At 71.5% G+C, this 14,169-nt stretch carries 11 protein-coding genes and 1 pseudogene; 5 read left to right on the top strand and 7 right to left on the bottom strand.

Annotation, left to right across the window (positions count from 1 at the left end):
• Window positions 1-24 precede the first annotated feature (24 nt).
• The gene (locus ACP15J_RS13900) at window positions 25-1,170 is read right to left on the bottom strand and encodes a class I SAM-dependent methyltransferase (protein ID WP_424937757.1); all 1,146 of its coding nucleotides are present in this window, start codon (window positions 1,168-1,170) and stop codon (window positions 25-27) included.
• A gap of 225 nt (window positions 1,171-1,395) precedes the next feature.
• On the opposite strand from ACP15J_RS13900, the gene ACP15J_RS13895 reads away from it, so the two are divergent.
• Window positions 1,396-3,369 (top strand): DUF5107 domain-containing protein, encoded by a 1,974-nt coding sequence (locus tag ACP15J_RS13895; protein ID WP_424937758.1) that lies wholly within the window; start codon window positions 1,396-1,398, stop codon window positions 3,367-3,369.
• 23 nt (window positions 3,370-3,392) lie between these two features.
• On the opposite strand, the gene ACP15J_RS13890 is transcribed toward ACP15J_RS13895, so the two are convergent.
• Window positions 3,393-3,566, bottom strand: a complete 174-nt coding sequence (locus ACP15J_RS13890; RefSeq protein ID WP_424937759.1) for a hypothetical protein — start codon at window positions 3,564-3,566, stop codon at window positions 3,393-3,395.
• A gap of 381 nt (window positions 3,567-3,947) precedes the next feature.
• Here ACP15J_RS13890 and ACP15J_RS13885 point away from each other — a divergent pair, with 381 nt between their 5' ends.
• Together ACP15J_RS13885 and ACP15J_RS13880 are read left to right on the top strand one after the other, a co-directional pair.
• Entirely contained in the window at window positions 3,948-4,190 is a 243-nt protein-coding gene (locus ACP15J_RS13885) for a hypothetical protein (RefSeq protein ID WP_424937760.1), read from the top strand.
• Window positions 4,191-4,434: 244 nt separating this feature from the next.
• Window positions 4,435-5,571, top strand: coding sequence for a low temperature requirement protein A (locus ACP15J_RS13880; RefSeq protein WP_424937761.1), 1,137 nt, complete (start codon window positions 4,435-4,437; stop codon window positions 5,569-5,571).
• A 26-nt stretch (window positions 5,572-5,597) separates the two neighbouring features.
• Here ACP15J_RS13880 and ACP15J_RS13875 read toward each other — a convergent pair whose 3' ends face one another.
• From ACP15J_RS13875 to ACP15J_RS13860, 4 genes are all read right to left on the bottom strand, one after another.
• Window positions 5,598-6,647 carry a D-alanine--D-alanine ligase family protein gene (locus ACP15J_RS13875; RefSeq protein WP_424937762.1) on the bottom strand — a complete coding sequence of 350 codons (1,050 nt, stop codon included), beginning with the start codon at window positions 6,645-6,647 and terminating at the stop codon, window positions 5,598-5,600.
• A complete protein-coding gene (gene alr / locus ACP15J_RS13870) occupies window positions 6,644-7,939 on the bottom strand; it encodes an alanine racemase (RefSeq protein ID WP_424937763.1) in 1,296 nt (431 codons plus the stop codon). The genes ACP15J_RS13875 and alr overlap by 4 nt, the downstream gene beginning before the upstream one ends.
• Window positions 7,936-8,583 (bottom strand): M15 family metallopeptidase, encoded by a 648-nt coding sequence (locus tag ACP15J_RS13865; RefSeq protein WP_424937764.1) that lies wholly within the window; start codon window positions 8,581-8,583, stop codon window positions 7,936-7,938. Before ACP15J_RS13865 ends, alr begins: the two co-directional genes overlap by 4 nt.
• Before the next feature lie 235 nt (window positions 8,584-8,818).
• Window positions 8,819-10,558, bottom strand: coding sequence for a hypothetical protein (locus ACP15J_RS13860; RefSeq protein ID WP_424937765.1), 1,740 nt, complete (start codon window positions 10,556-10,558; stop codon window positions 8,819-8,821).
• Window positions 10,559-10,755: 197 nt separating this feature from the next.
• Here ACP15J_RS13860 and ACP15J_RS13855 point away from each other — a divergent pair, with 197 nt between their 5' ends.
• Both ACP15J_RS13855 and ACP15J_RS13850 read left to right on the top strand, forming a co-directional pair.
• Window positions 10,756-11,448 carry a response regulator transcription factor gene (locus ACP15J_RS13855; RefSeq protein ID WP_424937766.1) on the top strand — a complete coding sequence of 231 codons (693 nt, stop codon included), beginning with the start codon at window positions 10,756-10,758 and terminating at the stop codon, window positions 11,446-11,448.
• Window positions 11,441-12,559: a sensor histidine kinase gene (locus ACP15J_RS13850; RefSeq protein WP_424937767.1), complete on the top strand. Its 1,119-nt coding sequence runs from the start codon at window positions 11,441-11,443 to the stop codon at window positions 12,557-12,559. Before ACP15J_RS13855 ends, ACP15J_RS13850 begins: the two co-directional genes overlap by 8 nt.
• Window positions 12,560-12,687: 128 nt before the next feature.
• On the opposite strand, the pseudogene ACP15J_RS13845 reads toward ACP15J_RS13850, so the two are convergent.
• Window positions 12,688-14,169, bottom strand: a pseudogene (locus ACP15J_RS13845) (hypothetical protein); the annotation flags it as partial.

Genomic DNA, 14,169 nt, shown 5'->3' with positions numbered 1-14,169 from the left:
CCCTCCGGTGAGACATGCCATTCCTCAGTGGCGGACGGAGCGCGTGACGGTGAACTTGGGCGTGCGCCGCATCTGGCTGGTCGGCCCGACCGCGGAGGCAAGCGCCCGGCGGTGGTCAAGCGGGGAGTTGAACACCGTCCACACCTCGCCGCCCGGACGCAGCAGCCGCGCGGCCGCGTCGATCAGCCGCCGGCCCGCGCCCTCGTGCACGCTCGCCCCGAGGTGGAAGGGCGGGTTGAGCAGCACCAGATCGGTCCCGCCCGCGGGCAGCGCCGAGCCGGCGTCGTCCAGCTCGGCCCGCACCCGCTCCGCGACGCCGTTGGCGGCCATGGTCGCCCGTGCCGAGCGCACGGCGGCTGCGGACCGGTCGGTCGCGACGACCTCGGCGTCGGCGTGCCGGAGCGCATGCCAGGCCGCAAGGGCTCCGGTGCCGCAGCCGAGGTCGACGACCGCGGGGCCCGGCGGCTCCAGCCCGTCCTCGACCATGGACTCCAGCAGGACTCTGGTGCCGATGTCGAGTCGATCCCCCGCGAACGCCCCGCCGTGCGCGCACAGGACGAGCGACACGCCTCCCGGGGGGTGGCGATGCTCGGCACGGGTGGGGAAGGGCGGATCGGCCGGCACCGGCCGGGCGCCCTCCGCGACGAGAAGCCGGGATTTCCGCTCTGCACGCTGCGCCCGCACGCTCTCGAAGCGGCTGCCGAGCACCTCGTTCTGACCGAGTGTCATGTGCTTGACCCGGCCGCCCGCGATCAGGAGCACATCCGGCGCCGCCCAGCGGGCCACCGCGTCAGCGATCTCCACCAGCTCGGCGAGGCCCTTCGGGAGCTGGAGGAGCACGAGACGCGCCCCGGCGAGGAGGGCTCGGTCGAGCTCGCGGGGCGCGACGCCCTCAATGCCGATGTCCGCGGCGTTCCGGGCGAGCGCGAGCCGACCGGTCACGAGATCCTGGTGCACGCGGACGCCGGGGCCGAGTGCTGCGAGGAGCGGCAGGACGAGCGCGCCGTACCGGTCTCCGATCACGGCGATCTCCGAGGCGGCGAGCCCGAGGCGCGCGGCCTCCTCGACCCCTCGCTCGACGAGCAGCCGATCAGTCGCGTCCCACGCCCGCAGCTCGGGCGCCTCCACGTCGGGCCACCGCCGCAGCCGGTCGTAGGGGAAGTCGGGCACCCGCCCACTGTACGGCGCCGCGACCGCGCCCGTCGTTCTGTGCCGGCTGTGCGAGAGAGATCGCCTTCGAGACCCGGCACACACGCCGCTCGACCGGCCAGACAGGCGCCCCGCCCGATTCCCCGTTCGTCCGGACGAGCGCACGACCACCGTCTCGCATCGCCGCGATCCCCTGTCCTGGGCGGGACCTGTCCGTGGCGGGACGGATCCGGGATACTGAGGTCGATGAGTGCAACGCTGAGCGTCACCGACGACGTCCTCCCCGCGGCGGAGCTCGGCCCGGTGAACCCTCTCCCCGCGGTCGCGACCATGCCCCAGGCCCCCTACGAGGCGGAGGTCGTCGGCCTGCCCGACGACATCGCCGCCAACCTGCGCTACGGGCAGGTGACCTCCATCCATCCCTACCTCCTGCAGGACGGCTATGGGCGCGACCGCGCACCGAGGCCGCTCCACGTCGCCGTGCTGGAGAACCATCACCTGCGCGCCGAGTTCGCGCTCGGCCTGGGCGGCCGGCTGCTCTCTCTCGTGGACCGCTGCACCGGCCGCGATCTGCTGTACCGGAACGCCGTGTTCCAGCCCGCGAACCTCGCCCTCCGCAACGCGTGGTTCTCGGGCGGCGTCGAGTGGAACATCGGCATGCGCGGGCACTGGCCGTTGACCTGCGACCCGCTCTTCGCCGCCGAGGTGATCGGCCCCGATGGCGAGCCGGTCCTGCGGCTGTGGGAGTACGAGCGCAAGCGCGGACTGATCGTGCAGCTCGACGCCACCCTCGACGAGGAGGCGCCGGCCCTGCACGTCCGCGTCCGCGTCCGCAATCCCCGGGACCGCGAGACCGGGATGTACTGGTGGACGAACATCGCTGTCGCCCAGCAGCGCGACAGCCGCGTGTTCGCTCCCGCGACCCGCGCCTACCGCACCGGCTACGACGGGGCGCTCAGCGTCGCGGACCTGGCGGAGGTGGATGCCAGTCGTCCGGCGCTCGTCCCCGCCGCCGCCGACTTCTTCTTCGACGTCGCGGGCACCGCGGACGAGCAGGGCACCCCTGTGCATCCGTGGATCGTGGCGGTCGGCGAGGACGGGAGCGGCCTCGCGCACGTCTCCACCGCACCGCTGGTCGGCAGGAAGCTCTTCGTCTGGGGCGACACGACGGGCGGACGCCGGTGGTGCGACTGGCTCGGCGGCCGCACCGGCGAGTACTTCGAGATCCAGGCGGGGCTGACCGCCACCCAGTACGAGCATCTCCCCATGCCCGGCGGCACGACCTGGGAGTGGACGGAGACGTTCCTGCCGATCCGCATCGACGACCCGCGTCTCGAGGGCTCCTGGGCCGACGGCGTGCAGGCGGCCGCCGAGCAGGTCGAGGCCACGACGGCGAGGATCGGCGCCGCGGCGATCTCGCGCCTCGACGACGTCGCCGAGGCCGCCCCCGGCCGCATGCTCTCCGCGGGATCCCCGTGGGGCGCACGCGAGGCGGCGCTGTCGGCCCGCCTCGGCGAACCGTTCACGCCCCTGCCGGGGGTACGGTTTCCCCGCGACGGCACGGGTTCGGTCTGGGACGCGCTCCTGTCCGGGGAGACCATGGAGGCCGATCCTTCGACGGCTCCCGAGTCCTACGTCGAAGGCGAGGGGTGGGAACGGCTCCTCTCTGCCGCGACGCAGACCTGGCTCACCCAGTACCACCTCGCGGTGATGCGGCACGCGGCCGGCGATCTCGCCGCCGCCGTGTCTCACTACGAGGCGTCGCTCCGGAAGGCGCGCAGCCCCTGGGCGTTGCGCGGACTCGGACTCGCGCTGCTCGCGCTCGCGCCGGAGACGGAGGAGACGGACGCAGACGGAGGCGACCGCCCCGACGAGGGGATCGCGCGCCTGACCGACGCCCTCGCGCTCGCGCCGGACTGCCTCCCGCTGATCCTCGAGCTCGGCGAGGCCCTGCTCGCGGCCGGCCGCCCCGAAGATGTCCGCGCCCTCCTCTCCGCGCAGACTGACCCGGTGCGGGAGCGCGGCCGTCTCCGGGCGCTCGCGGTCCGTGCGGCGCTCGCCGCAGGCGACCGCGCAGAGGCGGGACGGCTCCTCGAGGAGCGCTTCGAGGTGCCCGACCTGCGCGAGGGCGAGCTGAGCCTGTCCGCCCTCTGGCGCGAGAGCTTTCCCGACCGCCCGGTCCCCGGCTGGTACGACTTCGAGATGGCCCCCGAGGCCTGACGCGCACGGGCCGCCCCACCCGGTCATCCGCGATCGAGGTCGTCGAGGAGCTGGCCGGCGGCGCGGGCGTAGTCACCGATCCAACGGTCGTGGATGCGCTTGATCGGGAGCGGAGCGAGGATCAGGCGCCGTTCGCGACCCTGCCTCTCGCCGTTCACCAGGGACACGCGTTCCAGGACGCGGAGATGCTGCGGCACGGTCGTGCGGTCGAGCTCGGGGAACCGGGCTCACAGCTCTCCCGTGGTGCAGGGGGGACTCGCGCAGGACGTCGAGCATCCGGCGGCGGACGGAAGAGGCGAGAGCCTTGAAGACGAGGTCGTCGGCATCGCTTCCGCCCGGAGAAGACCTCACCACCGAAACCGTGAGCGCCCTGTCCTTCACGGTGTCCGGGCGCATCGCCCGCCCCTGCGCCGCCGTGTACGAAGCGGTCGCAGACCCGGCGCAGCTGTCGCGCTACTTCACGACCGGCGGAGCCCGCGGCCGGTTGGCGACCGATGCCGACGTGACCTGGGACTTCGCCGACTTCCCCGGCCGGTTTCCCCGTCACCGTCGTCGAGGCCGTCCCCCACGAGCGCATCGTGATCGAGTGGGAGGCGGTTCCCGGCACCACCACCTCCGGCACGACGCGCACGACCTTCACCTTCTCGCCCCTCGACGACGACACACGCACCCTCGTGACGATCACCGAGGAGTCGTGGGACCCGACGACCGCCGGCGCGAAGCGCGCTTTCGGCAACTGTGAGGGATGGACCGGGATGCTCGCCGCTCTGAAGGCCTGGACCGAGCACGGCATCAACCTGCGCGAGGGCTTCTATGCCTAGCCGCCCGGAGCCGCCGTTCGAGATCACCGGCCAGAGGCCGGGCCAGACGGTCTCTGCTCTCCTCTCTCCTCACCGAGGGCGGGCGAGCTCCTGCTCACGCGTTCCTTGAGGGCGGTCCTCCCCTACACTGAGATCCGCTCTCCGCCCGTGTGGAGCACACGGGCGGGAGAGAGCGCCGATGCAGAAGCTCTGGGGGAGACGTGCGCAAGACGGGGAAGACGGGCGTGAGAGGGCTCGATCGCTGATGACCGACGAACGAGATCCCTCGCGCGTGCATTGGATGGAGCTCTTCTTCGACCTCATCTTCGTCGCGCTCATCTCACAGCTCGCCCACGGGCTGCACGATCATGCGACGACAGAGGGACTCCTCGTCTTCGTCGCCCTGTTCGCGACGGTCTGGTGGTCATGGGTGAACCTGACCTTCGCGATCAATGTCACTCCCTGGCGTTCGACGCGCCAGCTTGCCCTCGTGATGCTGGCCGCCATGTTCGTGGTCGGCTGCCTCGCCGTCGCCGCCCCGGAGGCGACGGCGGATCGCGCGTGGCTCTTCGCGGTCGGCAACGGCGCCCTCCGGCTTCTTCTCCTGGGACTCTGGGCCGCCGGATCGCGGGGAAGCGGCCCGGCATCGTGGGCCCGCATCGTCGTCTACAACGGCGTCACGGCCGTTCTCTGGCTCGTCTCGGCCGCCCTTCCCGCCCCCGGGAACTACGTCGTGTGGGGGCTGGTCATCCTCGTCGAGGTCACGATGCTCGTCGCGAGCAATCGGACCTGGGGCCAGCGCATCATGCCTCGCATGAACATCCAGCACCTCACCGAACGGTTCGGCCTCCTCGTCGTGATCGCGCTCGGCGAGACGGTGCTGTCCGCCGTCACCACGCTGAACGAGAACTGGTCCCCCCTGTCCGCCGTCACCGCCTTCCTGGGGCTCGTGGTGGTGTCGCTGCTCGCCTGGTCGTTCTTCCTCTACGGTCCCGCCACCATGGAGCATGGGCTCGAGCAGTTCGCCGCCGCCCGCCGCTACAGCGCGATCCGCGACGTCGTCGGCTTTCTCCCGTTCCCGATCGTCGCCGGCATCGTCGCCGTCTCCGGCACCATCGCGAACGCCATCGCCCATCCTCTGGACACGCTGCCGTCCGCGTCGACGATCGCGCTCGTCGCCGGCATCGCCGGGTTCTACCTCTCCAACGCCGTCATCTCCCTCCGCTTCGGCAGACCACTCCCCGCGGTGCTGCGATGGGCGGTCCCCGCCTTCGCGATGGTCGCGCTCATCGCCGTCGTGGGAACGGTCGCCTCGGCGCTCGTCACCATGGCGTGCGCGGTGGGAGGCATCGCCGTCATCGTGACGATCGCCGAGGTGAACGCCCGCCGCCATCCCGCCTGAACACCCGTCAGGGTGTCCGCCGCCCCTCAGCGACGGAGGGCGCCCTGCACGAGGCGATGCATCAGCTCGTCGTAGTCCGTCCCCGCGGCGGCGAACATCCGCGGCACCTGCGACGCCGGGGTGAGTCCCGGCATGGTGTTGATCTCGTTGAAGACCGGGCCGTCCTCGGTGAGGAAGAAGTCCACGCGCGCGACTCCCCGGCATCCGAGCGCGTCGAACATCGCCAGCGCGGCGCGCTCCAGCACGAACGCCTCGCGCGCGTCCAGCACCGCGGGCACCGAGAAGCGTGCCGAGCCGTCGTACTTCGTCGCGGTGTCGAAGAGACCCGCCGTGTGGATCTCCAGCGCGGGAGCGGCCCAGCGGGTCCCGTCCGGCTCGCGGAGCACAGCGACGTCGATCTCCCGCCCCCGCACCGCCGGCTCCACGAGCGCGCGCCCCTGCCCCCGCTCCGCGCCGGCGTCCACGGTGCAGGCGAGCGCGATCGCGGCGACGAGTTCCTCCTCATTCCGGACGAGCGAGACCCCGTGACTGGAGCCGGAGGAGACGGGCTTGACCACCTGCGGCTCGTCCTCGGTCGGGATGTCGGTGAGGACGTCGAGGTCGCGCGGGCCGACCAGCCGCCCCGGTGCCGTGCGCACCCCGGCGTGCTCGGCGACCAGCTTCGACCAGTGCTTGTCCATCCCTACCGCCCCCGCGGTGAGGCCGGATCCGACCACGGGCGCACCCGCCAGCTCGCAGAGCGCCGCGAGCGCGCCGTCCTCTCCGTGCGGCCCATGCACGGCGGGGAACACCGCGTCGGCCGCGCCGATCAGCGCGAGAGCCGCCCTGAGGCCCTCTGTCCGGGAGGGGCCCGGCCGTTGCGCGCCGTGGTCGCCGGTCGCGGTCCCGGCAGGCGGGACGAGGGCGCGGTCGTTCCGCGGTCCCCCGGACCGCCAGTCGCCGTCTCGCCCGATCGTCAGCCGATCGACGACGTAGCCACGGCGCTCCAGCGCCTCGGCGACGCCGGCCGCGGAGGCCAGCGAGACCTCGTGCTCGACGCCGACCCCTCCGCCGATCACGACGATGCGCGCGCTCATGCCGTCTTCCTCCGCACCCGTGGTCCGACTCCGGTGACGATGTCGTGCGGGATGGTCCCCGCCCACCGCGCCCAGTCGGCGACCGTGGGCGCCGCCGTGCCGGCCGGCCCCCAGAGCGTCGCGATCGTGCCCCGGGTGAAGCGCCGCGCACGGGTGTCGACGACGATCTGGTCCATCGACACCCGCCCGACGATCCGAAAGCGCTCCCCGGCGATGGCGACCCCGGCCTCGGGTGAGAGGGTGCGAGGGATCCCGTCTGCATAGCCGAGCCCGAGGACGGCGAGATGCGTGGCCTCGGCCGTGACGTGGCGCCCGCCGTAGCCGATGGCCGTGCCCCGCGGGACCCGCGTGCTGTGCACGATCGGCGCGGTGAGGCAGGACGCTCCCCGCAGCGGAACGGTCCCGGAGGGGTCGATGCCGACCAGGCCCGCGCCGATCCGCACGAGGTCCGCGTGCGTGGCGGGATCGCTGAGGGTCGCCGCCGTCGCCGCCAGATGACGCAACGGCAGCGCGATCCCGTGCGCACGGGCCAGGCGCTCCGCGTCGGAAAGAGACCGGACGCCCTCCGCGTTCCGAGCGGGATCGGCCAGATCCGCGTCCGGAAGATGACCCATGAGGCCGACGAGACGGATGATCCCGCGATCCACGCCCGTTGCGGCGATCCGGAACAGCGCCGGCCACTCCTCGCGCATCGCCCCGCCCCGGGCCATGCCGGTGTCCACCTGCAGGTGCACCCGCAACGGCCGCGCAGCGGCGGCACGACTCCCCCGGTGGGCCCTCGCCGCGATCACCGCGACGAGCTCATCGGTCGACCCGACGGCGAGGTCGACGCGCCCCCAGGCGGCGCCCTCGACATCGATCCCGGAGGGATGAAGCCAGGCCAGGATGGGGGCGCCGACGCCGGGCGCGCCGTCGGCCGGAGACCGGAGCGCGAGCGCCTCGGCCACATCGGTGACGCCGAGCCAGGTGGCACCCGCGCCCAGCGCGGCACGCGCGACCGCCGTCATCCCGTGGCCGAACGCGTCGGCCTTGACCACGGCCATGACCTGCGCCCTGGTCCGGCCGCCGATCGTCCGCACGTTCGCGGCGACCGCGGCCGGGTCGGTCGTGAGGGTCGGCGCGGCGAGGACGCCGCCGATCGTCGCGGCAGCGCGGCGAGGATCCCCGCCGACCGTGGGGCCGGCGGTCGTCATAAGACCGGAGGGCCCGCTCGCGGAGACGGCGGATCGCGCCGACCGCGGCGGTCCGGACACGGGTGGCACACCCCGGCGCAGGGGGACCGGGGCGGTCATCGCGACATCCTCGGGTCCTGGGACGGGTCTGCGTACATCGCGGGGCAGCCCTCGTCGACGGCCGAGGGGAAGAGCTCGAAGTGCCACTTCTCGTTCTCGTAGGTGCGGCAGAGGCCGAAGGCCGCCCCCTTGCGGTCCAGCCAGTCGGCCGCGTCGTACGGGCCGATGTCCACCGCCTTCCCCGCCACGTGGAGCGAGTTCTCCGGAGTGCCGACCCAGCGCGCCGCGGCCTCCTTCGAGCCGTACTGCTGCACGGCGGCGTCGAGCAGCCAAGCCTGGTAGGCGGGCGACCGCCAGCCGCTCGCCACGCCGAAGGAGACGCCGGCCTCCTTGGCGGCCTTCGCGGCGTCCTGGACGGCGTCCCGCAGCGCGGGGTCGAGCCTGGTCACCGCGGCGTGCGAGCCACCGAACGGAGAGACCGTCTCGCCATCCGCGACATAGCCGTCGGCGTTCGTCGGGGTGCCGCCGTTGTCGGCCATGGTGGAGGACGTCTGGGTCGGTGCGGCGGCGGGCGCGGTGGGCAGGATCGCGCCGTTCGCGGCCGCGGCCGCGACGGCTGCGATGACGACGGTCGCGAGAAGCGCCGTGCCCACGAGGACCGCGACCACGCGGACGCGACGGACGGTGGATGAGTGGGTGTTCATGCTTCCATCCCACCCAGGGCACTGTTGCGCTCCCGTATGCGGATTTCGATACGAGGACGATATGCGTGCCCGGTCAGGCTGCGCCTATGCGCGTGTGGCGTGTGGCGTGTCGATCGTGACGGGCGCACCGACCATCACGATGCGCCGACAGGGGCGGGCCACCCCAGAAGGCCCGTCCCTGTCGGCGGTCGCATGTCGGGTCCTCCCCAGGACGCGTCATGCGGTCGGGACCCGACTACCCCTGGGGCCCGGGGGAATCGACGGAGGCGAGGGTCGCGTCCCACCAGGTCGCGGCGACCGAGGTCACCTTGGGCGGCAGGCTCGTGATCTTCACCGGGGTGGAGATCGGCACGCTCCACGGCTTCTCGGCCAGGCCGCAGGCGTTCTCCTCGTTGAGGCCCGAATACCAGGCCTCGCCGTTCCCGTCGAGGAGGATCAGGCTGTCCGCGCCCGAGCCGCCCTGGACCACGTTGTCGACCTGGGCGCGCACCCACTCGCGCGTGTCCGCCGTATCCCCGTTCCCGAAGATGCCGAACTCGTTGCCACCGAAGGCCCACACGGATCCGTCCGACATGTGGGCGAAGAACCCGGCCGGGCTGCCATAGGGCTGATGCGGCCAGATGTCGGCGACAGCCGCGCCACCAGGGGGAGGCGAGATCTGCTGCAGATGATCGACGTCGGTGTAGTCCGCGGGGCGCGCGCCAAGCGGAGTGGCCTCCGTCGCGTACCACAGGGTTCCGTCCTCCTTGAGGACGAGGAGAGCGGTGTCGTTGCTCTGCACCGCTTTCCTGACCCCGGTCACCGGCGCGCCGTCCTTGTCGAGGAGCTGACGGAGGCCGGGGCCCCCGGCCGGCGCGGTGTCGAAGCCCACACCGTTCCCGTATGCGTTGGTTCCGATTCCGGCGGCCCAGACCGTGCCGTCGGCAAGCGTCCAGATCATCACCTGGTTGTTGCGCGGATACGACGCCCACACCGGCCGTCCGGGCAGGGCGCCGCCGACCTTCACGAACCTCTTGTTCGTGTGGTAGGCCGTCGATGCCCCCGGGATCTGGAGGTAGTTGGCGTAGTTCTCCCCCGATGCCCAGAACTGCCCGTTCGCGTCCTCGATCATGAACACGCCCTCTTCCGAGCCGTGCTTGCCGATGACCGCCCGCACCGCGTTCGTGAACACCGACCCGTCGTCCTTCAATGCCTCCCCCGCGGCGTGGCGGTCGACCGTGTCCCCGGTAGCGACCTCGGCGTACGGGTTGTACCCGGAGGTGTAGACCCTGCCGGACTTCGTGATCGCCATCACCGAGCTCAGGCTGCCGTATACCTCGGCGTGCTCCTGGATCGGCCACGGGGTCGGGTAGCGCGGCGCGTTCGTGACGAGCCCGTTGGCTGTCTGGCCCTCCGGCGTATGCCCCCCGATCGTGTACACGTAGCCCGGGTAGGCCTTCACGATCGTGGTCGCCGGGTCCAGGCCGTCGGCGGACGCGACGACGGTCGCCGACGCATCTCCCTGTCCGTAGGGAGGAACGGCGACGAACACCATCGCGTTCCCCGACGCGTCCGTCGTCACCGTGACGCTGTGGCCCGCGACCTGCGGGTCGAACCCCGCGGCGTCGGGGACCGGGTGCAGGGAGTATCCCCTGCCTGTGATCGTGACGTTGACCACGACCGCGGCGGCGGGAACGATGCGCACCGGGATCCTCACCGCGGTCAGCTGGGTGGCCACCGCCGACGGCGCATACCCCGTCTTCTGGTCGATGATGCCGGTGATCGTCCATCCGCCGCCGTACATTCCCGTCGCCGACGGCGGAAGGATCAGCCCCTGATCCCTTGTGGACGCTGCCGCCGCCGGGACCGTGATCGCCGTCGCGATGACGGGGACCGACCACGCGGCCCCCTTCATGACCGTGCGGCGGGGGATCCCCGCCTTCGCCGGTTCCCCGCTCATGCTCGTCTGGCTCCGGGGGGTGGGGGTGTTCTTCATGATTTTCCTTCCAGGGGACCGACGGCGATCGGTCCGGCACGAACCCCGAACCGATCGCCCGTCGACGTCGTTCGGGTGTCTCTGTGCATGGAGCGCTCCTCACGGCGCTCAGATTCGATCTCAGAGGATCGCGTGTTGCCCCGACGTAAGGAAAAACCCATATGTCGGCGATACGTGAAGGTCAATATGCTTCTCCCATGCGCGCACTGATCGTGGAGGACGAGCCCGACCTCGCCCGCGCCATCCGGGATGGGCTGCGGCTCGAGGCGATCGCCTCGGACGTCGCTCTCGACGGCGACGCCGCGCTCGAGCTCCTCGCGATCAACGCCTACGACGTGGTGGTCCTCGATCGCGACATCCCCGGCCCCTCCGGGGATGAGATCGCCCAGGGGATCGTGGCCGGAGGGTCGGGCCTCCCGATCCTCATGCTCACCGCCGCCGATCGGATCGACGACAAGGAGAGCGGGTTCGAGCTCGGCGCCGACGATTACCTCACCAAGCCCTTCGCTCTGCGGGAGCTGGCGCTGCGCCTGCGTGCGCTCGCACGCCGGTCACCCCGCTCCACGCCGCCTGTCACCGAGATCGGCGGCCTGCGCCTCGACCCGTTCCGGCGCGAGGTCTTCCGCGACGGTCGATACATCGCGCTCACACGGAAGCAGTTCGCCGTGCTGGAGGTGCTCATGGCTGCCGACGGCGGTGTCATCAGTGCGGAGGAGCTGCTGGAACGAGCCTGGGACGAGAATGCGGACCCGTTCACCAACGCCGTGCGGATCACGGTATCGGCGCTGCGCAAACGGCTGGGCGAGCCTTGGCTCATCCTCACCGTGCCCGGTGTGGGGTACCGGATCGACAAGGGCGACGTCTCCGGCGAGGACGCGTCGGGTGGCTGAGCCGGATCTCGCCCGCCCCCGAGGAGACGTCAGAGAGCCCGGTCTCTCGGTGCGTGTGCGGCTGACCCTGAGCTACGCCGCCCTCGTGGTGATCGCCGGGGTGCTCCTGCTCGGCGTCGTGGCGCTGTGGCTCCTGCGCTACATTCCCGAGGAGGCGGCGTACACGACCGGCGGCGACCCTGTGCCGAATCGCGGCGACATCCTCCGCGCCTTCGTCCCGCCCGCCACCTGGACAGTGCTCGCACTCCTCGTCGGCGGCATCGTCGGCGGGTGGTACCTCGCCGGACGGGTCCTGCGCCCTCTCACGATGATCGGCGACGCGGCGCGGAAGGCAGCGGCCGGCTCCCTCTCCCATCGGATCGCGATGCCGGGCCCTCAGGACGAGTTCCGCGAGCTGGCCGACGTCTTCGACGCCATGCTCACCCGGATCGAGGGAGACGTGGAGCGGCAGCGACGGTTCGCCGCGAACGCCTCGCACGAGCTGCGCACGCCGCTCTCGGTCACCCGAACACTGCTCGAGGTCGCCGAGGCCGAGACGAATCCCGACCTCCCTGCGCTCCTCGCCCGGCTGCACGGCGCGAACGACAGGGCCATCGCGCTCACCGAGGCGCTGCTGCTGCTCGCCCGCGTCGAGGCCCGTCCGCCCACGGCCGTCCCGACCGACCTCTCCCTCGCCGCGGAGGAGGCCGAGGAGCTGCTGCACAACCTCGCCGACGTGCACGGGATACGGATCGACATCGACGCCGATCCCGTGATCGTCGCCGGAGACCAGACGCTGCTGAACCAGCTCGCGACCAACCTCCTGCAGAACGCGATCGTGCACAATGCGTCTGAGGGCGGGATCGCCTGGATCCGCACCGTCGCCGACGCCGACGGCGGACGCCTCGTCGTGGAGAACACCGGCCGACCGATCGATCCAGCGCTCGTGGCGACGCTCACCGAGCCCTTCCAGCGCGGCGCGCAGCGCACGCGCTCGGACGGCGACACCGGGTCGGGACTGGGTCTGGCGATCGCGGCGTCCATCGTCGAGGCGCTGCACGGGACGCTCAGCCTTCATGCGCGCACCGGCGGAGGACTCCGCGTGGAGGCGTCGTTCCCCCTCGCCCGCTGAGTCGCCGCCCGCCGAACCGCGACCGTCGCCCCTGCGCCATGCAGACGCGCCGACAGGGGCGGGCCTCCGCAGAAGGCCCGCCCCTGTCGGCGGTCACGTTCGCGTCCTCCCCAGGACGCGTCATGCGGTCAGGCGAGCGCCCAGCACCAGTCGTCGTTCTCGTTGACGCCGAGCATCCACGTTACGGTCGTCGCAGCACCAGCATTGTCGACGAGCTGGCGATACGTGTTCTCGGCATAGCGCCGCTGCCACCACGTCCCGTCGTTCTTGACGACGAAGACAGAGAGACGCGCGCCTGCAGACACATCCGCGACACCTTCGATCGGCTCCTTCGTCGCCGTGGTCGGCGTGACGCGATACAGCGAACCGCTCTCGGCGACGGCATACCAGACGTTGTTGGACTCCTGGACGACGAGCTTTCGGATCGGTTCCCCCACCGACGCCGACCGCCAGGTCGTGCCGTCATAGACGGCAACGCTCCCGTCGCTCAGAAGCGCAGCGACGACGTTCGCTCCCGCGCCGGGACGGATCTCTACGATGTTACCGGGCGCGGACGGAACTGCGATCGGCGTGGGCGTGAGCGTGTCGTTGTCGTAATAGAGGAGTGTGCCGTCCTGTGCGAGAATCCAGAGCCGGTCCCCGCCCTCCTGCGACTCCAGCTTGGCCACCGGGTCGGAGAAGGCGATAGGCTTCCATGCATTCACATTGCTGCCATGGACGAGCTGCCCGTCGACCGTGACCGCCGTCACGTATGCAATGTGACCGACTGTCCAAGGACCCTGCGGGTTGAAGGTGTAGGTCGGGATCTCGACGGCGTTCTGCTCGGACCAGTAGTACAGCTTTCCGTCCGCGGACTTCCCCCACCGGACGTCGGCGGTCTCAGCGACCTTGATGTCAACGATCTTCGTTCCCGGAGTGGGGAAGTTCACGAAGAACGAGTCGTTCGGCGCAGCCGCGTTCCTGATCTGGAAGACGCCTCCGTCCGCCGTGCCGAACACCGCACGATCCGTGCCGGCCGCCCCGATCCCCGCCACGAAAGCGGGCACGACGCCCGGCCTCTCAGCGGTCGGGTAGCTTGCGACACGGTCGATCGTCGCGTTGGGGCGGACAGGTACCGTTCCCTGCTCGCCCAGCCATGCCGTCTGGAAGACGGTGCCCGAGGTCTGCGGTGCGCAGACCTCGTAGCCCTGTGCGGTGCTGGTCGCCGAGCGCCCATCGGGTGTACTCGCCGTGGCGGTGACCAGCACAGTTCCCGCCGTCGTCGCCGTCACTCCCTGCAGGGCATACTCACCCGGTGCCAACGTCAACGTCGCGTTCGGCGTCGGATACACCTTCCCGTCGATCGTGACCGTACCACCATCGCTGCTGGCGAACGTGAACGTCACCGTCGCATCAACTACCGGACCCGATTCGTCTGTCACCGACACGGTCGCCGCAGGCAGACCCCCACCCGGCGCCACACAGCCGCCCGGGATAGTGAGCGCGGCCGCCAGCCTCCCCGACGCCGCCGCGCCAGGCACCGCCGCCGCCACCGCGATCACCGGCACCGACCACGCAGCGCCCTTCACAATCGTTCGCCGCGAGACACCAGAGATCTCTTCGGGACGCAC

The sequence above is a fragment of the Microbacterium sp. S308A+ genome, assembly GCF_049800815.1.
In the GTDB taxonomy this organism is placed as follows: Bacteria; Actinomycetota; Actinomycetes; order Actinomycetales; family Microbacteriaceae; genus Microbacterium.
The sequence above is the reverse complement of the archived record's forward strand: the minus strand, read 5'-3'. Positions and strand labels throughout refer to the sequence as shown.